The 18,362-nt window shown below is 74.8% G+C and carries 17 protein-coding genes; all 17 read left to right on the top strand.

Annotation, left to right across the window (positions count from 1 at the left end; all coding sequences use genetic code 11):
- Nucleotides 1-326: 326 nt before the first annotated feature.
- Nucleotides 327-953, top strand: coding sequence for a 30S ribosomal protein S4 (rpsD, locus tag Q4D18_RS07335; RefSeq protein ID WP_248125327.1), 627 nt, complete (start codon nt 327-329; stop codon nt 951-953).
- A 184-nt stretch (nt 954-1,137) separates the two neighbouring features.
- A complete protein-coding gene (locus tag Q4D18_RS07330) occupies nt 1,138-1,557 on the top strand; it encodes a hypothetical protein (RefSeq protein ID WP_303126885.1) in 420 nt (139 codons plus the stop codon).
- Nucleotides 1,554-4,265: an alanine--tRNA ligase gene (gene alaS / locus Q4D18_RS07325; RefSeq protein ID WP_303126884.1), complete on the top strand. Its 2,712-nt coding sequence runs from the start codon at nt 1,554-1,556 to the stop codon at nt 4,263-4,265. Before Q4D18_RS07330 ends, alaS begins: the two co-directional genes overlap by 4 nt.
- A gap of 11 nt (nt 4,266-4,276) precedes the next feature.
- On the top strand, nt 4,277-4,822 hold the full coding sequence (ruvX, locus tag Q4D18_RS07320; RefSeq protein ID WP_303126883.1) for a Holliday junction resolvase RuvX: 546 nt from the start codon (nt 4,277-4,279) through the stop codon (nt 4,820-4,822).
- Nucleotides 4,819-6,084, top strand: a complete 1,266-nt coding sequence (gene mltG, locus Q4D18_RS07315) for an endolytic transglycosylase MltG (protein ID WP_303126881.1) — start codon at nt 4,819-4,821, stop codon at nt 6,082-6,084. Before ruvX ends, mltG begins: the two co-directional genes overlap by 4 nt.
- On the top strand, nt 6,081-7,019 hold the full coding sequence (locus tag Q4D18_RS07310; protein WP_303126879.1) for a shikimate dehydrogenase: 939 nt from the start codon (nt 6,081-6,083) through the stop codon (nt 7,017-7,019). Before mltG ends, Q4D18_RS07310 begins: the two co-directional genes overlap by 4 nt.
- Nucleotides 7,020-7,092: 73 nt before the next feature.
- Entirely contained in the window at nt 7,093-8,328 is a 1,236-nt protein-coding gene (gene aroC, locus Q4D18_RS07305; protein ID WP_303126877.1) for a chorismate synthase, read from the top strand.
- Entirely contained in the window at nt 8,325-8,978 is a 654-nt protein-coding gene (locus tag Q4D18_RS07300) for a shikimate kinase (protein WP_303126875.1), read from the top strand. The genes aroC and Q4D18_RS07300 overlap by 4 nt, the downstream gene beginning before the upstream one ends.
- The gene (gene aroB / locus Q4D18_RS07295) at nt 8,975-10,138 is read left to right on the top strand and encodes a 3-dehydroquinate synthase (protein ID WP_303126873.1); all 1,164 of its coding nucleotides are present in this window, start codon (nt 8,975-8,977) and stop codon (nt 10,136-10,138) included. The genes Q4D18_RS07300 and aroB overlap by 4 nt, the downstream gene beginning before the upstream one ends.
- An 83-nt stretch (nt 10,139-10,221) precedes the next feature.
- Complete coding sequence (gene efp, locus Q4D18_RS07290) at nt 10,222-10,785, top strand: elongation factor P (protein ID WP_303126871.1); 564 nt, start codon at nt 10,222-10,224, stop codon at nt 10,783-10,785.
- Nucleotides 10,778-11,227 carry a transcription antitermination factor NusB gene (nusB, locus tag Q4D18_RS07285; RefSeq protein WP_303126869.1) on the top strand — a complete coding sequence of 150 codons (450 nt, stop codon included), beginning with the start codon at nt 10,778-10,780 and terminating at the stop codon, nt 11,225-11,227. Before efp ends, nusB begins: the two co-directional genes overlap by 8 nt.
- A 275-nt stretch (nt 11,228-11,502) precedes the next feature.
- Nucleotides 11,503-12,117, top strand: a complete 615-nt coding sequence (gene pyrR / locus Q4D18_RS07280; RefSeq protein WP_303126867.1) for a bifunctional pyr operon transcriptional regulator/uracil phosphoribosyltransferase PyrR — start codon at nt 11,503-11,505, stop codon at nt 12,115-12,117.
- 3 nt (nt 12,118-12,120) lie between these two features.
- Complete coding sequence (locus Q4D18_RS07275) at nt 12,121-13,131, top strand: aspartate carbamoyltransferase catalytic subunit (RefSeq protein ID WP_303126865.1); 1,011 nt, start codon at nt 12,121-12,123, stop codon at nt 13,129-13,131.
- Complete coding sequence (locus Q4D18_RS07270; RefSeq protein ID WP_303126863.1) at nt 13,128-14,492, top strand: dihydroorotase; 1,365 nt, start codon at nt 13,128-13,130, stop codon at nt 14,490-14,492. Before Q4D18_RS07275 ends, Q4D18_RS07270 begins: the two co-directional genes overlap by 4 nt.
- Nucleotides 14,489-15,121, top strand: a complete 633-nt coding sequence (locus Q4D18_RS07265; protein WP_303126861.1) for a hypothetical protein — start codon at nt 14,489-14,491, stop codon at nt 15,119-15,121. Before Q4D18_RS07270 ends, Q4D18_RS07265 begins: the two co-directional genes overlap by 4 nt.
- Nucleotides 15,118-16,308, top strand: coding sequence for a glutamine-hydrolyzing carbamoyl-phosphate synthase small subunit (carA, locus tag Q4D18_RS07260; protein WP_303126859.1), 1,191 nt, complete (start codon nt 15,118-15,120; stop codon nt 16,306-16,308). The genes Q4D18_RS07265 and carA overlap by 4 nt, the downstream gene beginning before the upstream one ends.
- 3 nt (nt 16,309-16,311) lie before the next feature.
- Nucleotides 16,312-18,362: carbamoyl-phosphate synthase large subunit (gene carB / locus Q4D18_RS07255; RefSeq protein WP_303126857.1), on the top strand; the 2,051-nt coding region annotated here is incomplete at its 3' end.

Here is an 18,362-nt window from a genome sequence, read left to right as displayed (position 1 = left end):
CGCAGGGGGGCAGGGAAGCAGGGGGAAGTCCGCGACGCGCGGCGAGGACCCCGCCGCCGGGCCGGACGCCACGCCTCTGCTAGGCTTGACCGCTGTCTGGCAGGCGCTGCGCCACCGGACGGATCCCCCCGATCTCACGCAGGCCTCCTGCGCCGGGCACGCGTGTGCCCGTGGTCGGGGAGCGCAGCGCATCAGTGGATGACGGGCGGCGGCACGCCCCTCAGCTCTCCGATGGAACCGCGGAGGCCAGGTGACACGCCCCTCGACGAGGGCCGCGTCGACAAACCCGAACCGTGCCGCACGTCGAGAAGAAAGCGAGATCCACCATGAGTGGCAACCTCCGCACCCGCCGCACCGTGCGGCACTCCCGCGCCCTGGGCATCGCCCTGACCCCCAAGGCCGAGAAGTACATGGAGCGCCGTCCGTACGGCCCCGGCCAGCACGGCCGCGCCCGCCGCAAGCAGGACTCCGACTACGCGGTGCGCCTGAAGGAGAAGCAGCGCCTTCGCGCCCAGTACAACATCCGCGAGGCCCAGATGCGCCGCTACTTCGAGGAGGCCAAGCGCACCGCCGGCCTGACCGGTGAGAACCTGGTCGAGCTCCTCGAGATGCGCCTCGACGCCCTCGTGCTGCGCGCCGGCTTCGCCCGCACCATCCAGCAGGCCCGCCAGCTCGTCGTGCACCGCCACATCATGGTGGACGGCAAGCGCGTGGACATCCCCTCGTTCCGCGTGAAGGAGGGCCAGATGATCCACGTGCACGAGCGCTCCGAGAAGATGGTGCCCTTCCAGCTGGCCGCCGCCGGCGCCCACCAGCAGGTCCTGCCCGCCACCCCGGGCTACCTGACCGTGGAGATCGAGAAGCTGCGCGCCACCCTCTCCCGCCGCCCCAAGCGCTCCGAGGTCCCCGTGACCTGCGAGGAGCAGCTCGTGGTCGAGTACTACGCCCGCTGATCCGTCCGCTCCCGGCTGCGTGCCGGGGACGACGCCGACGCGTGCGTCCCGCAGGCCCGGTCACCTCTTCCGAGGTGGCCGGGCCTGCGGCCTGTCCGGCACGCGCCCAGCCCGGGGCCGGGGCGCCCGCGCCGGTACAGTGGAGCCCGTGCGCCCGCCGGGGCGCCCATGTCAGGAGGACACCGTGATCCGTTCGCTGCTGCTGCTCGGCACCGGCACCGCCGCCGGATGGCTCGCCCACCGCGCGACCGAGACGGGCCGCCGTGCCGCCGAGCAGGAGGCCGGCCGCCGCGTCCGCGAGACCCTGGACCCCACCCGCCTGGGCCGCTCCGCCGGCCAGGCCGTGGGGGACGCCGCCGCCGAGGCCGTCGCCCAGAGCGCCCAGGCGTTCACCGAGCGCCTGCGCGCCGATGCCCCGCCGTGGGTGTCCCAGCTGCTCGGCCCGGCCGTCACCATCGTCCCGGGTGAGACCGCCCCCGGCCCCGGGGAGGCGCGCCACCCGGGGGAGCGCACGCGCCCGTCGCCGTCCGCCCGCATGACCATCCCCGGCGAGGCCGTCGACGCCCCCGCCGCCCCGACCACCCCGAAGGACCCGAACGCATGAAGTCCCACGAGATCGCCCGCCGCTGGACGGCCTACTTCGAGAAGCAGGGCCACCGGGCCGTGCCCTCGGCCTCCCTGGTCTCGCCGGACCCCTCGCTGCTGTTCACGGTGGCCGGCATGGTCCCGTTCATCCCCTACTTCCTGGGCGAGCAGACCCCGCCCTCGCCGCGGGCCGTGTCCGTGCAGAAGTGCATCCGCACCGCGGACATCGAGGAGGTCGGCAAGACCGTCCGCCACGGCACCTTCTTCCAGATGTGCGGCAACTTCTCCTTCGGCGACTACTTCAAGGAGAGGGCCATCCCCATGGCCTGGGAGCTGCTGACCACCCCGGTGGGCGAGGGCGGCTTCGGCCTGGACCCCGAGCGCCTGTGGGTCACGGTGTACGAGGAGGACGACGAGGCCGCGCGCATCTGGCGCGAGGACGTCGGCGTGCCCGCCGAGCGCATCCAGCGGATGGGCACCGCGGACAACTACTGGAACACCGGCCAGCCCGGCCCCGGCGGCCCCTGCTCCGAGATCTTCTACGACCGCGGCCCCGCGTACGGCGTGGAGGGCGGACCGGAGGCGGACGACACCCGCTACATCGAGATCTGGAACCTCGTGTTCATGCAGTACCGCCTCTCCGCGGTGCGCTCCAAGGACGACTTCGACGTCGCCGGCGAGCTGCAGAACAAGAACATCGACACGGGCCTGGGCCTGGAGCGCCTCGCGATGATCCTGCAGGGCGTGGAGAACATGTACGAGACGGACCAGGTCCGTCCCGTCCTCGACCGTGCCGCCGCACTGGCCGGCCGCGAGTACACCTCCACCGAGGACCCGGCCGACCCGCACTACGAGGACGACGTGCGCCTGCGCATGGTGGCCGACCACGTGCGCTCGGCGCTCATGCTGATCGGCGACGGCGTCCGCCCCGGCAACGAGGGCCGCGGCTACGTGCTGCGCCGCCTGATCCGCCGCGTGGTGCGCGCCCTGCGCCTGATGGGCGTCACCGACCCGGTGTTCCCGGAGCTGCTGCCGGTCTCCCGCGACGCGATGGCCGGGGCCTACCCGGTGGTGGCGGACGAGTTCGAGCGCATCTCCCGCATCGCGTACGCCGAGGAGAAGGCGTTCCTGCGCACGATCGCCGCGGGCACCGCCCGCCTGGACGCAGCCCTCGCCCAGGCCCGCACCGCGGGCGCCGGCGTGGGCGGCGCGGACGCCTTCGAGCTGCACGACACCTACGGCTTCCCGATCGAGCTGACCCTCGAGATCGCCGAGGAGGCCGGCGTCGCCGTGGACCAGGAGGGCTTCCGCACCCTGATGGCCGAGCAGCGGAACCGCGCCCGCGCGGACGCCAAGGCCAAGAAGTCCGGCCACGGGGACACCGCCGTGTACCAGCGGCTGCGCTCCGAGGGGCAGACCCACTTCACCGGCTACACCGAGCACACCACCGAGTCCGTGGTGCGCGGCCTGCTGGCCGGCGGCGAGGAGGTCCCCTCCGCCGGGGCCGGCCAGGAGGTCGAGCTCGTCCTGGACGCCACCCCGTTCTACGCCGAGTCCGGCGGCCAGGCCGCGGACACCGGCCTGATCACGGGCGACGGCTTCACCCTCGAGGTGCTCGACGTCCAGGCCCCGGTCAAGGGCCTGTCCGTGCACAAGGTGCGCGTGGCCGAGGGCGAGGTGCCCGTGGGCGCGGACGCCGTCGGCCGGATCGACCTGCAGCGCCGCCTGGACGGCGAGAAGGCGCACTCCGGCACGCACCTGGTGCACGCCGCGCTGCACCAGATCCTCGGCCCGGAGGCCACGCAGTCCGGCTCCTTCAACAAGGAGGGCTACCTGCGCTTCGACTTCCGCTGGGCGGAGTCCGTGTCCGCCATGGCGCGCTCGGAGATCGAGGACGTGGTGAACATCGCCATCCGCGACGACCACCAGGTGCTCACCCAGGAGATGTCCCTGGACGAGGCCCGGAGGATGGGCGCCATGTCCCTCTTCGGCGAGAAGTACGGGGACCGCGTGCGCGTCGTGGAGATCGACGGCGCCTGGTCCCGCGAGCTGTGCGGCGGCACCCACGTGGGCCGCACCGCGCAGATCGGCTCCCTGACCCTGCTGGGCGAGCAGTCCGTGGGCTCGGGCAACCGCCGCGTCGAGGCCCTCGTGGGCCTGGACTCGTTCCGCCACCTGGCCGCCGAGCGCACCCTCGTCTCCGACCTGTCCGAGATGTTCAAGGCGCCCGCCGACCAGCTCAAGGACCGCATCTCCGCCACCATGGACCGACTCAAGGCCGCCGAGAAGCAGGTGGCCGACCTCCAGGCCAGGGCCCTCCAGGCCCAGGCCGGCACCCTGGCCGCCCAGGCCCAGGACGTCACGACGGCGTCCGGCGCCTCCGTCAGGGTCCTCGCCCACCACGTGGGCGAGGTGGCCGGCGACCAGCTGCGCTCCCTCGTGCTCGACCTGCGCTCCCGTCTCGAGAACGCCGCCGGCAACGCCGCGGGCACCCCGGTGCTCGTCGCCCTGACCGGCGAGGCCAAGGGCCGCCCGCTCGTCGTGGTGGCCACCAACGAGGCCGCCCGCTCCGCCGGGCTCAAGGCCGGCGCCATGGTCAAGACCGCCACCGGCGTGCTCGGCGGCGGGGGCGGCGGCAAGGACGACGTCGCCCAGGGCGGCGGCCAGGACGCCTCCGCCGTGGAGCAGGCCCTGGACGCGGTGCGCGCCGCCGTCCAGGACGCCTGAGGCCCGCCCCCGTGGACGCCGCCGCCGCGCCGCAGGCCCCCGACCCGACCTCCGGGCCGGGGGCGGACGCCGTGGTCCGCGGCCGCGTGCTCGCCGTCGACGTGGGCCGGGCCCGCGTGGGCCTCGCGTCCTCCGACCCGGACGGGCTCATGGCCACCCCCGTGGCCACGCTGCGCCGGGACGCCAGGCGCCTGCGCGACCTCGACGAGCTCGCCGCCCACGCGGAGGAGCTGGACGTCGTCGCCGTGGTGGTGGGGCTGCCGCGCAACCTGCGCGGGGAGCACACCCCGTCCACCGAGGACGCCCTCGCCTACGCGGCCGCCGTCCGCGAGCGCCTGGCCCGGGAGGGCCGCCATGTGCCCGTGAGGCTCGTGGACGAGCGGCTGAGCACGGTCACGGCCCAGGCGGGCCTGCACCGGGCCGGGCGCCGGGTGAAGGACAGCCGTGACGTGATCGACCAGGCCGCCGCGGTGGCCATCCTGCAGTCCGCGCTCGACGAGCAGCGGCGCACCGGCATGTGGGCGGGGACGCCCGCCGAGGAGGAGACCGACCGATGAGCATCCCGCCCGAGACGCCGCAGGGGCACGAGGAGGACCCGGACGACGACCTGGACGTCTTCTCCTTCGTGGACCGCGGCGAGGACGACAGCGACGACGCCGATCCCGCAGCCCGGGACGCGGCGGGTCGCCTCACCTCGGGTCGCCTGGCGCCGGGTCGTGCCCGGGCCGCCGGCGCCGTGCCCGTGGCGGGCCGCGGTGCCCACGCGCGGGGCGGCCGGTCAGGGCAGGGTCTGCGCACGGCGCTCGTGCTGGGTGCGGTGGCCCTCGCCGTCGTCCTGGGGGCGGCGTGGCTGACGCGCGGCCTGTTCGAGCCGGCGGACCGCCCGGAGGCCTCGGGGGAGGACGTCACGTTCACGGTGCGCCCGGGCGAGGACCTGGGCTCGATCGCCGCCCGGCTGGACGAGCGCGGCATCGTCGCCTCGGACCGGGCCGTGCTCGAGGCCGCGGAGGAGGCCGGCCAGTCCTCGGTGGGCGCCGGCGACTACGTGCTGCGCGAGCGGATGCCCGCGGCGGACGCGCTGGCGGTCCTGCAGGGCCGCTCCGACGGCGCCGCCCACTACGTGGTGATCGGCCGCGGCCAGTGGCTGGACGAGGCGCTCGACGCGGTGGCCGAGTCCACCGGCATCCCGCGGGCCGAGTTCGACGCCGCCGCGGCGGACCCCACGGCGTACGGGGTGCCGGCCGAGGCGCCGAGCCTCGAGGGCTGGCTGGACCCGGGCGAGCACTACCCGCCGGTGGACGCCGACGCGGAGGACATCCTGGCCGAGCTCGTCAAGCCCCGCCTGGCCTTCCTCGTCCAGCACGGCGTCACCGACCCGGCGCAGCAGCAGCGGGTCGTCACGATGGCCTCCATCCTCGAGGCCGAGGCCCTGCCGAAGGACTACGCCCGCGTGGCCGGCATCATCGAGAACCGCCTGGCGGACGTGGACGCGGAGACCCGCGGCCTGCTCCAGGTGGACTCCACCGTGAACTACGGCCTGGGCCGCCGCAACCTGCAGTTCACCGCCGCCCAGCGGGCGGACGAGTCCAACCCCTACAACACGTACCAGCACCGGGGCCTGCCGCCGGGGCCGATCGGCATGCCCTCGGACGCCGCGGTGGAGGGCGCCCTCGCGCCGGTGCCCTCCGACGACCTCTACTGGGTCACCGTGGACATCGCCACCGGGCGCACGGAGTTCTCGAAGACCTACGAGCAGCACCGGGCCTATCAGGAGGAGTTCCGCACGTACTGCGCCCAGAACCCGGAGATCTGCTCGTGAGCGCGGCGGGCGCCCCCCGCCTGCGCGCGGCCGTCCTGGGTCGTCCCGTGGCCCACTCGCTCTCCCCGGTCCTGCACGGCGCCGCGTGCGCGGTGCTCGGCCTGGACGTCGAGTACACGCGGGAGGACCTCGGCGAGGATCAGGTGCACGCGTTCCTGGCGCACCGGCTGGGCGTGCCGGGGGAGGTCGGCGCGCCCGCCGCGCTCACGGCGGGGGAGGACTGGCTCGGCTGCTCGGTCACCATGCCGCTGAAGTCCGCCGTCGTGGCCGCCGCGGACGAGCTCACCGACCGGGTGCGCGCCCTCGGCGTGGCCAACACGCTCGTGCGCGACCACCCCGAGCACCCGGGCCGCGTCCTCGCGCACAACACGGACGTGGACGGGATCGTCCGCGCCCTCGCCGACGGCGGCCTGGACACGTCCGTCCGCGGCGGCACGGTGGGCGTGCTGGGCAACGGGGGCACCGCCTCCGCCGCGGTGGCCGCGGCCCACGCCCTCGGCGCGGACGCCGTCCGCTTCGGGGTGCGCGACGCCGGCCGGGCCGTGGACGTCCTCGGCCTCGCCCGCGATCTCGGCCTGGCGGCCGCGACGTGCCCGCAGGAGGCACTGGTGGCCGCGGCGGGCGGGCTGAGGGCCGTGGTGTCCACCCTGCCGCCGCGCGCGGCGGACCCGCTGGCCGCCGTCGTCGCCCCGGGGGAGCTGCCGCCCCTGCTGGACGCCGCGTACGACCCCTGGCCCTCCGTGCTGGCCCGGGCGTGGTCCGACGCCGGCGGGACGGTGGTCTCGGGCGTCGCGATGCTCCTGCACCAGGGGGTGGAGCAGGTGCGCCTGTTCACCGAGCGCCCCCGACGCACGCTCGGCACGCCCGAGCCGGACTGGTCGGCCGTCACCCGCGCCGCCGCCGAGGCCCTGGGCCCCGCCGCCCTGCCGCGCTGAGCCGCCGGGGGAGGACCGTCCGGCGGGGTCACACGGGGCCGGAGGAGGCGGCGCCCGTGAGAGACTCGGGCGCATGGTGCGCTGGTTGACAGCGGGCGAGTCTCATGGCCCCGCGCTCACAGGAATCGTCGAAGGACTGCCCGCCGGGATCCCGGTGACGACGCAGGACGTGCAGGACGCGCTCGCGCGCCGTCGTCTCGGCTACGGCCGCGGCGCCCGGATGAAGTTCGAGCAGGACGCCGTGACGATCCTCGGCGGCGTGCGGCACGGCCGCACCCTCGGCTCCCCGGTGGCCATCCAGGTGGGCAACACCGAGTGGCCGAAGTGGGAGAAGGTCATGTCCGCCGACCCGGTGCCCGAGGAGGAGCTGGCCGGCCTGGCCCGCTCCCAGCCGCTGACGCGCCCGCGCCCCGGGCACGCGGACCTCACGGGCATGCAGAAGTACGGCTTCGACGAGGCCCGTCCGCTGCTCGAGCGCGCCTCGGCCCGCGAGACCGCCGCGCGCGTGGCCCTCGGCACCGTGGCCCGCTCGTTCCTCGCCGAGCTCGGCGTGCGGATCGTCTCCCACACGGTGTCCTTCGGCGCCGTGGCCCTGCCCGAGGACCACGCCTTCCCGCGGCCCGAGGACCAGGACCGGCTCGACGCCGACCCCGTGCGCTGCCTCGACCCGGAGGTGTCCGCGGCGATGGTCGCCGAGGTGGACGACGCCCACAAGGCGGGGGAGACCCTGGGCGGCGTCGTGGAGGTCCTGGCCTACGGGGTGCCCGTGGGCCTGGGCTCGCACGTGCACTGGGACCGCCGCCTCGACGCGCGCCTGGCCGGCGCCCTCATGGGCATCCAGGCCATCAAGGGCGTGCAGGTGGGCGACGGGTTCGCCACCGCCTCCCGCCGCGGCTCCGACGCCCACGACGGCATCACCCGCGGCGAGGACGGCCGCCCGCGCCGCATGACCGAGCGCGCCGGCGGGATCGAGGCCGGCATGTCCACCGGCGAGGTGCTGCGCGTGTCCGCCGCCATGAAGCCGATCGCCACCGTTCCCCGGGCGCTGCCCACCGTGGACGTCGCCACCGGGGCGGAGACCACCGCGCACCACCAGCGCTCCGACGTCGCCGCCGTGCCCGCCGCCGGGATCGTCGCCGAGGCCATGGTGGCCCTCGTGCTGGCCGACGCGGTGCTCGAGAAGTTCGGCGGCGACTCGGTCGCCGAGACCCGCCGCAACATGACGGCGTTCGCGCAGTCCCTGCCCGTCCTGCCGGACGCCCCGGCCGAGGGCGGGGGCGAGGGGCCCATGGGCGACCCCCTCTCATGACGGACGCGCCCTCGCCCGCGGACCTCGCCCCCTCCTGGGAGGCCATGGTCCGCGGGCTGGACGCCCGCCTGGCCGGCGCCCGCGCCCGCCGCGACGCCGGCGCCGCCGCACCGCAGCCCCCGGCCGGCGTCGTCCTCGTCGGCCCCATGGGCGCGGGCAAGACCACGGTCGGCCGCCACGTGGCCGAGCGGCTGTGCCTGGCGTTCGTGGACGCCGACGACCTGTTCGTGCGCGCCCACGGCCCCATCCCGGCGTTCTTCGCCGAGCACGGCGAGCCGGCGTTCCGACGGGAGGAGGAGCGCGTCGTCGGCCACGTCCTCGCCCTGCCCGAGCCCTGCGTGCTCGCGTGCGGGGGCGGCGCCGTGCTGAGCGCGGCCACCCGGTCCCGGCTGACGGCGTCCCCGGCCCTCGTGGTGAGCCTCACGGTGGCGGAGGAGGAGGCCCTGCGCCGCGTGGGCGGCGGGGCCGGGCGGCCCGTCCTGGCGGGGGATCCGGCGGGCATGTGGCGGCGCATCCTCGCCGAGCGGGCGCCGCTGTACCGGGCGGCGTCGGACGTCGAGGTGGACGGCACCGGCCTGTCCCCGGCCGAGGCGGCCTCGCGTATCGTGGACCTGATCCCCCCGACCCCGAGGAGTCGAACGCGCCCATGACGGACATCCAGCCGGACCCGATCGAGACCGCCCCGCCCGCCGAGGCCCCGCCCGCCGCGGACGCGTCGGACGTCACCGTGATCCCCGTGTCCGGCGGCTCCGCCGCGGCGGCCTCCGGCGGCTACGACGTGGTGGTGGGCCGCGGCCTGCTCGCCCGCCTGCCCGCGATGCTGGGCCCCCACGTGCGCCGCGTCCTCGTGATCCACCCCCGGGCGCTGCGCGCCACCGGCGACGTGGTGAAGAACGACCTCGAGGCCGCCGGCCTGACCTCCCTCACCGCGGAGATCCCGGACGCGGAGGAGGGCAAGCACCTGCAGGTGGCCGGCTTCTGCTGGCAGGTCCTGGGCCAGAACGACTTCACGCGCTCGGACGCGATCGTGTCCGTGGGCGGCGGCGCCGTCTCGGACCTCGCCGGCTTCGTGGCCGCCACGTGGCTGCGCGGGGTGCGGGTGATCCACATGCCCACCACCCTGCTGGGCATGGTGGACGCCGCCGTGGGCGGCAAGACCGGCATCAACACCTCCGAGGGCAAGAACCTCGTGGGCGCCTTCCACCCGCCGGCCGGCGTGCTGGCGGACCTCGACACGCTGCTCACCCTGCCCGCCAACGAGCTGGTCTCCGGACTCGCCGAGGTGGTCAAGTGCGGCTTCATCGCGGACCCGCGGATCCTGGACCTGATCGAGGCGGACCCGGCCCAGGCGCAGAACCCGCACTCGGCCGTGCTGCGCGAGCTGATCGAGCGCTCCATCGCCGTCAAGGCCCGGGTGGTCTCCGAGGACCTGCGCGAGGCCGGACCCCGCGAGTCCCTCAACTACGGCCACACCCTGGGCCACGCGATCGAGCTGGCCGAGCGGTACCAGTGGCGCCACGGCGCCGCGGTCTCGGTGGGCCTGGTCTTCGCCGCCGAGCTCGCCCGCTCCCTGGGCCGGCTCGACGACGCCACCGCGGACCGCCACTGGTCCGTCCTGCAGTCCCTGGGCCTGCCCGTGTCCTACCGCGGGGACCGCTGGCAGTCCCTGCTGGACGGCATCCGGCGGGACAAGAAGAACCGCGGCGACCAGCTGCGCTTCGTCCTGCTGGATGGGCCGGGCCGCCCGGTCACCGTGGACATCCCGGACGCGTCCCTGCTGTTCGCGGCCTACCAGGAGATCGCCGAATGAGCCTCGCCAGTACACTGGCAGGCGCACACTGACAGACAAGGACGCGGGCCCGGCGAGGTCCGCAGGAGATCGGGAGAGACCACGTGGCGACCACCAACGACATCAAGAACGGCTCCGTGCTGAACCTGGAGGGCCAGCTCTGGAACGTCATCGAGTTCCAGCACGTCAAGCCGGGCAAGGGCGGTGCGTTCGTGCGCACCAAGATGAAGAACATCACCACCGGCAAGGTCGTGGACAAGACCTTCAACGCCGGCACCAAGGTGGAGTTCGCCACGGTGGACCGCTCGGACTACCAGTACCTGTACCAGGACGGCGAGGACTACGTCTTCATGGACGTCAAGGACTACGACCAGATCACGGTGCCCGCCGCCGTCGTGGGCGACGCCGCCAAGTTCATGCTGGAGAACACCCAGGTGGTCATCGCCCTCAACGAGGGCACCCCGCTGTACCTCGAGATGCCGGCGTCCGTGGTCCTGGAGATCACCTACACCGAGCCGGGCCTGCAGGGCGACCGCTCCTCGGCCGGCACCAAGCCCGCCACCGTGGAGACCGGCGCGGAGATCCAGGTGCCGCTGTTCGTGGAGCAGGGTACCCGCGTCAAGGTGGACACCCGCTCCGGCGACTACCTGGGCCGCGTGAATGACTGACAGCGCCTCCCCGTCCGCCGCGAAGCGGGGGACCACGGCGCGCAGCCGCTCCCGGCAGCGCGCCGTGGAGATCCTGTTCGAGGCCGAGGCCCGCGGGAGCAGCGTCCTCGAGGGCATCCGCACGCGGCGTGAGAGCACGGACCTGAAGGTCAACGAGTACACCCAGCGGCTCGTCGAGGGCGTGATCGCGGACCAGGAGCGCCTGGACGAGGCCCTGACCTCCTACTCGCGCGGCTGGTCCCTGGACCGCATGCCCGCCGTGGACCGCGCCATCCTGCGCGTGGGCGCGTGGGAGCTGCTGTTCCAGGACGACGTGCCGGACGGCGTCGCCGTCTCGGAGGCCGTGGCACTGGCCGCGGCCCTGTCCACGGACGACTCGCCCGAGTTCGTCAACGGCCTGCTCGGCCGGCTGCAGCAGGTCAAGCCCACGCTGCTGGCCTGAGCCCGTCCCCTCCCGTCCGGGGGCCGGGGGCGGGGGCGCCGCCGACCCCCCCCCCCCGCGGCCCGGGGGGCGGGGGCGGGCGCCCCCGCCCCCCCCCCCCGGGCGGGCCTGCGCCCGCCCCCCCCGGCCCGGGGCCGGGGGCAGGCGTCCCCGGCTCCGCCGCCCCGGGGCCGCGCTGGTACTCTCGAGGCGCGCCCGTCGGCCCCCGCGGGGACCGTGAGCGCGCACCGCATCCTTTAACGACCGTCCTGTGAGGCGGGGAAGGAGGCGCCGCCATGGGCCAGACCCCGGCCGCACCTCGTGCTGCACGCACCGTCCTGACGTCCCCCGAGATCGACCGCGCGCTCACGCGCGTCGCCCACGAGATCCTCGAGGCCAACAAGGGCCCGGCGGGCCTGGTCCTGATGGGCATCCCGCGCCGCGGCGTGCCCCTGGCCCGCCGCCTGGGCGCCGTCCTGCACCGCATCGACCCTGCGTTCGACGCCGACGCGTCCGTGGGGGAGGTGGACGTCACCCTCTACCGCGCCGACCTGCGCCGCGGCGCCGCGCGCACGCCCGCGCCGACCCGCCTGCCGCGCACTCCGATCGACGGCGCCGTGGTGGTGCTCGTGGACGACGTCCTGTTCTCCGGCCGCACCGTCCGCGCCGCCCTCGACGCGCTGGCCGACCTCGGCCGGCCCGCCGCGGTGCGCCTGGCGGTCCTCGTGGACCGCGGGCACCGCGAGCTGCCGATCCGCGCGGACTTCGTGGGTAAGAACCTGCCCACCTCCACCGCCGAACGGGTCCAGGTCCGCCTCGTCGAGGTGGACGGGCCCGACGCCGGCGGACGGGACGCCGAGGACGCCGTGCGCATCGCCGACGCCCCCGCCGAGACCCCCCGGGAGGGCTGAGCCGTGCGCCACCTGCTCGACACCGCCGACCTGACCCGCACCGAGGCCCTCGCGATCCTCGACACGGCCGAGGAGATGGCCGCCGTCAACGACCGCGAGGTCAAGAAGCTGCCGGCCCTGCGCGGGCGCACCGTGGTCAACCTCTTCCTCGAGGACTCCACCCGCACCCGCATCTCCTTCGAGGCCGCCGCCAAGCGGCTGTCCGCGGACGTGATCAACTTCTCCGCCAAGGGCTCCTCGGTCTCCAAGGGGGAGTCCCTCAAGGACACCGTGCAGACCCTCGAGGCCATCGGCGCGGACGCGATCGTGATGCGCCACTGGTCCTCGGGCGCGGCCCGCCAGCTGGCCGACTCCGGCTGGGTGCGCTCCGCCGTCGTCAACGCCGGCGACGGCACCCACGCGCACCCCACCCAGGCGCTGCTGGACGCGTTCACGCTGCGCCGCCACCTCGCCGCCGAGGCCGGACGCCGCCCCGAGGGCACGGACCTGGCCGGGATGCACGTGGTGATCGTCGGCGACATCCTCCACTCCCGGGTGGCCCGCTCCAACGTGTGGCTGCTGACCCTGCTCGGCGCCCGCGTGACCCTCGCCGCCCCGCCCACCCTGCTGCCCGTGGGCGTGGGCGCCTGGCCGGCCCGGGTGACCTACTCGCTGGACGAGGTCCTCGAGGACGCCCCGGACGCCGTCATGATGCTGCGCGTGCAGGGCGAGCGCATGGGCGGGGCCTTCTTCCCCTCCGCGGGGGAGTACACCCGCACGTGGGGCCTCACCCCGGACCGCTTCGCCCGTCTGTCCGCCCGCCCCGGCGGCGCCCTCGCCGCCCCGCTGGTGATGCACCCCGGCCCCATGAACCGCGGCCTCGAGATCTGCGACGCCGCCGCCGACTCCCCGCGCAACACCGTCCTGGAGCAGGTGGCCAACGGCGTCTCGGTGCGCATGGCCGTGCTGCACCTCGTGCTGAACCAGGACGCCGCCCCCGCCCCGACCGCCCCCGCCCAGGAGGACCGCCCGTGAGCACCCCCACCACCGACCTCCCCGACCTGCTGTTCCGTGGGGCGACCCTCGCCTCGGGGGACACCGCCGACGTCCTCGTGGCGGAGGGCCGCGTGGCCGCCGTCGGCGCCCTCGACGACGCCCGCGCCCGCGACGCCCGGCGGATCCCGGCCGAGGGCCTCGTGCTGCTGCCGGGCCTCGTGGACCTGCACACCCACCTGCGCCAGCCCGGCAAGGAGGACGCGGAGACCGTCGAGACCGGCACCCGCGCCGCCGCCATGGGCGGCTTCACCGCCGTGCACGCCATGGCCAACTCCACCCCCACCGCGGACACCGCCGGCGTCGTCGAGCAGGTCTGGCGCCTGGGCCGCGAGGCCGGCTGGTGCGACGTCCACCCGGTGGGCGCCGTGACCGTGGGCCTGGCCGGCGAGGCCCTGGCCGACCTCGGCGCGATGGCCGACTCCCAGGCCCGCGTGCGGATGTTCTCCGACGACGGCATGTGCGTGCACGACGCCGTGATCATGCGCCGCGCCCTCGAGTACGTGAAGTCCTTCGACGGGTTCGTCGCCCAGCACGCCCAGGAGCCGAAGCTCACCGCGGGCGCCCAGATGAACGAGTCCGAGCTCTCCGGCGTCCTCGGCCTGGCCGGCTGGCCCGCCGTCGCCGAGGAGGCGATCATCGCCCGCGACGTCCTGCTGGCCCGGCACGTGGACTCCCGCCTGCACGTGTGCCACGTGTCCACCGCCGGCTCCGTCGAGCTCATCCGCTGGGCCAAGGAGCAGGGGGTGCAGGTCACCGCCGAGGTCACCCCCCACCACCTGCTGCTCACCGAGGAGCTCGTGCGCAGCTACGACCCGGTGTACAAGGTGAACCCGCCCCTGCGCCGCGAGTCCGACGTGCTCGCCCTGCGCGCCGCACTCGCCGACGGCACGATCGACACCGTGGGCACGGACCACGCCCCCCACACCGCGGAGGCCAAGCAGTGCGAGTGGACCGTCGCGGCCATGGGCATGACCGGCCTGGAGACCGCGCTGTCCGTGGTGCAGCACGCCATGGTGGACACCGGCCTGATGGACTGGGCCGGCGTCGCCCGCGCGATGTCCGTGGCCCCGGCCCGCATCGGCGGGCTCACCGAGCAGGGCCAGGCGGACGAGGCCGGCGTGCCCACCGTCGGCGCCCCCGCCAACCTCGTCCTCTGGGACCCCGCCGTGCGCCGCGCCGTCGACCCCGAGACCCACGCCACGCGATCGCGGAACAGCCCGTACCGCGGCATGGAGCTGCCCGGCGCCGTCGTGCACACCGTGTACCGCGGCCGGGCCGTGGTCACGGACGGCGCGCTCGCCGAGCCCGTGCGGCACCCGGCCGAGGGGGGCGCGGCGTGATCGCCTCGACCGCGCCGACGATGGCGGCGGCCGCCCTGGCCGGCGTGCGCCCCGTGGCGCCGCAGGCCCCCATGAAGGACTACGGGGACGTGTGGCTGCCGCTGACCCTGGGCACCCTGGCCGTGATCGCGCTGCTGCTCTCCCTGCTGTGGTGGGGCTGGCGCGGCCGGCACCGCCGCCAGGCCGGCATCCCGGCGCCCGCGCCGGTGCCGCCCGAGGTGCTCGAGCTCGAGCCCGCCGAGCGCTCCGAGGGCATGTTCGTGGGCACGGTCTCCGGCCAGGACCGCCTGGACCGCGTGGCCGTGCACGGGCTGGGGCTGCGCTCGGACGCGGTGCTGGAGGTCCACACCGCCGGCGACCGGCCCGGCCTGCTCGTGCTGCGCCCGGAGATGGCCCCCCTGTTCGTGCCCGCCGCGCACCTGGGCGAGGCCGGCCTCTCGGCCGGGATCGCAGGCAAGTTCGTGGAGCCCGGCGGCCTGATCGCGTGGGGCTGGCGCCTCGGCGACGCCGACCTCACCTCGGCCTTCCGCCCCCGCCGACCCGAGGACCGGGCGCGCCTGCTGGCGGCCCTGCAGACCATCATCGACCGCGCGGCCCCCGCCCGCGCAGGACAGGAGGACGCCCGATGAGCACCCCGACCCCCGAGACCGCCGTGCTGGTGCTGGAGGACGGCTCCGTGCACCGCGGTCGTCCCTACGGCGCCCGCGGCACCACCCTGGGCGAGGCCGTCTTCACCACCGGCATGACCGGCTACCAGGAGACCCTCACCGACCCCTCCTACGCCCGCCAGATCGTGGTGCAGACCGCCCCGCACATCGGCAATACCGGCGTCAACGACGAGGACGCCGAGTCCCGGGCGATCTGGGTGGCCGGCTACGTGGTCCGCGACGCCGCGCGGCGCCCGTCGAACTGGCGCTCCGAGCGCACCCTGGACGAGGAGCTCACCGCCCACGGGGTGGTCGGCATCCAGGACGTGGACACCCGGGCGATCACCCGCGCCCTGCGCACCGAGGGCGCCATGAAGGCCGGCATCTTCTCCGGCGAGGACGCCCTCCGCCCCGAGGCGGAGCTGCTCGAGCAGGTCCGCAGCCAGCCCTCCATGGCGGGCGCCCGCCTGGCCGAGACCGTCACGGCGGAGGAGGCCTACGTCGTCGAGCCGGCCGACCACGGGTGGGAGGGCGAGCCGATCGCCACGATCGCCGCCCTGGACCTCGGCATCAAGGCCGCCACCCCGCGGCACCTGGCCGCCCGCGGCATCCGCGTGCACGTGCTGCCCGCGGACGCCGACTTCGCGGCCATCCAGGCCGTCGAGCCGGACGGCGTGTTCCTCTCCAACGGCCCGGGCGACCCCGCCACCGCGGACGAGCAGGTGGCCGTGCTGCGCCAGGTGCTCGACGCCGGGCTGCCGTACTTCGGCATCTGCTTCGGCAACCAGATCTTCGGCCGCGCCCTCGGCTTCGGCACCTACAAGCTGCCGTTCGGCCATCGCGGCCCCAACCAGCCCGTGATGGACAAGGCCACCGGCCGGGTGGAGATCACCTCGCAGAACCACGGCTTCGCCGTCGACGCGCCCCTCGGGGAGGCCGTCGAGGCCCCCGAGGCCCGCTACGGCCGCGTCGAGGTCTCCCACTGGTCCCTCAACGACCAGGTGGTCGAGGGCCTGCGCCTGCTCGACCGCCCCGCCTTCTCCGTCCAGTTCCACCCCGAGGCCGCCGCCGGGCCGCACGACTCGCTCGGCCTGTTCGACCGCTTCGCGCAGGCGCTCGCCGAGCGCCGCGCCGGCACCGCCGCGTCCGCCACCACCGAAGGAGCCTGATCCATGCCCAAGCGCACCGACCTGAAGTCCGTCCTGGTCATCGGCTCCGGCCCCATCGTGATCGGCCAGGCCGCCGAGTTCGACTACTCCGGCACGCAGGCCATCCGCGTGCTCAAGGAGGAGGGCGTCCGCGTCGTCCTGGTGAACTCCAACCCGGCCACGATCATGACCGACCCGGAGCTGGCCGACGCCACCTACGTGGAGCCCATCACCCCCGAGGTGGTCGCCAAGATCATCGAGAAGGAGCGCCCGGACGCCGTCCTGCCGACCCTCGGCGGGCAGACCGCGCTGAACACCGCCATCGCCCTGGACAAGGACGGGGTGCTGGAGGAGTACGGGGTGGAGCTGATCGGCGCGAACATCGCAGCGATCGAGCTGGGCGAGAACCGCGAGAAGTTCAAGGGCGTCGTCGAGCGCTCGGGCGGCGAGTCGGCCCGGTCCCACATCGTGCACACCATGGAGGAGGCCCTCGCCGCCGTCGAGGACCTGAAGTACCCCGTGGTCGTGCGCCCGTCCTTCACGATGGGCGGCCTCGGCTCCGGCATGGCCTACGACGAGGCCGACCTGCGGCGCATCTGCGGCGCCGGCCTGCAGTACTCGCCCACCTCGGAGGTGCTCCTGGAGGAGTCCATCCTCGGGTGGAAGGAGTACGAGCTCGAGATGATGCGGGACAAGAACGACAACGTCGTGGTGGTCTGCTCGATCGAGAACGTGGACCCCGTGGGCGTGCACACCGGCGACTCCATCACCGTGGCCCCGGCCATGACGCTGACGGACCGCGAGTACCAGAAGCTGCGCGACATCTCCATCAACGTCATCCGCGAGGTCGGCGTGGACACCGGCGGCTGCAACATCCAGTTCGCCGTGAACCCGGAGGACGGGCGCGTCGTCGTCATCGAGATGAACCCGCGCGTGTCCCGCTCCTCGGCGCTGGCCTCGAAGGCCACCGGCTTCGCGATCGCCAAGATCGCCACGAAGCTGGCCCTGGGCTACACGATGGACGAGATCCCCAACGACATCACGCAGAAGACCCCGGCCTCCTTCGAGCCGGTGCTCGACTACGTGGTGGTGAAGGTCCCGCGCTTCGCGTTCGAGAAGTTCCCCGCCGCGGACCCCACCCTGACCACCACCATGAAGTCGGTGGGCGAGGCCATGGCGATCGGCCGCAACTTCACCGAGGCCCTGCAGAAGGCCCTGCGCTCGCTCGAGCAGAAGGGCTCGGAGCTGGCCTTCGACCGCGACGCCGACCCGGCCGCCCTGCTCGAGCAGGCGCGCACCGCCACCACGCACCGCCTGGCCCAGACCCAGCAGGCCCTCTACGCGGGCGCCACGCTCGAGGAGGCCCTCGAAGCCACGAAGATCGACCCGTGGTTCCTGGACCAGTTCATGCTGGTCAACGAGATCGCGGACGAGGTCCGCACGGCCCCGCAGCTGGACGAGGCGGTCCTGCGCCGCGCCAAGCGCCACGGCTTCTCGGACGCCCAGATCGGCGCGCTGCGCCACATGGACCCGGCCGTCGTGCGCGGCGTCCGGCACGCGCTCGGCGTGCGGCCCGTCTTCAAGACCGTGGACACGTGCGCCGCCGAGTTCGAGGCGTTCACCCCCTACCGGTACTCCAGCTACGACCTCGAGACCGAGGTCCAGCCGCATGAGAAGGAGTCCGTGGTCATCCTGGGCTCCGGCCCCAACCGGATCGGCCAGGGCATCGAGTTCGACTACTCGTGCGTGCACGCCACCCTCGCCCTGCGCGAGGCCGGCTACGAGACCGTCATGGTCAACTGCAACCCCGAGACCGTCTCCACCGACTACGACACCTCCGACCGGCTCTACTTCGAGCCGCTCACCCTGGAGGACGTGCTCGAGGTGGTGCACGCCGAGCAGCGCTCCGGCGAGGTGGTCGGCGTCATCGTCCAGCTCGGCGGGCAGACCCCGCTCGGTCTGGCGGCCGGCCTGGAGGCCGACGGCGTCCCGATCGTCGGCACCCAGCCCTCGGCGATCCACCTGGCCGAGGAACGCGGCGCCTTCGGGCGGGTGCTGGCCCAGGGCGGCCTGCT

Origin of the sequence: Micrococcus sp., from assembly GCF_030523875.1 — a bacterium.
GTDB lineage: Bacteria > Actinomycetota > Actinomycetes > Actinomycetales > Micrococcaceae > Micrococcus.
The sequence above is the reverse complement of the archived record's forward strand: the minus strand, read 5'-3'. Positions and strand labels throughout refer to the sequence as shown.

What these genes read in the sequence shown, in the direction of transcription:
- rpsD (WP_248125327.1), top strand. Translation starts at nt 327, where the DNA reads ATGAGTGGCAACCTCCGCACCCGCCGCACCGTGCGGCACTCCCGCGCC.
- alaS (WP_303126884.1), top strand. Translation starts at nt 1,554, where the DNA reads ATGAAGTCCCACGAGATCGCCCGCCGCTGGACGGCCTACTTCGAGAAG.
- mltG (WP_303126881.1), top strand. Translation starts at nt 4,819, where the DNA reads ATGAGCATCCCGCCCGAGACGCCGCAGGGGCACGAGGAGGACCCGGAC.
- aroC (WP_303126877.1), top strand. Translation starts at nt 7,093, where the DNA reads ATGGTGCGCTGGTTGACAGCGGGCGAGTCTCATGGCCCCGCGCTCACA.
- Q4D18_RS07300 (WP_303126875.1), top strand. Translation starts at nt 8,325, where the DNA reads ATGACGGACGCGCCCTCGCCCGCGGACCTCGCCCCCTCCTGGGAGGCC.
- aroB (WP_303126873.1), top strand. Translation starts at nt 8,975, where the DNA reads ATGACGGACATCCAGCCGGACCCGATCGAGACCGCCCCGCCCGCCGAG.
- nusB (WP_303126869.1), top strand. Translation starts at nt 10,778, where the DNA reads ATGACTGACAGCGCCTCCCCGTCCGCCGCGAAGCGGGGGACCACGGCG.
- pyrR (WP_303126867.1), top strand. Translation starts at nt 11,503, where the DNA reads ATGGGCCAGACCCCGGCCGCACCTCGTGCTGCACGCACCGTCCTGACG.
- carA (WP_303126859.1), top strand. Translation starts at nt 15,118, where the DNA reads ATGAGCACCCCGACCCCCGAGACCGCCGTGCTGGTGCTGGAGGACGGC.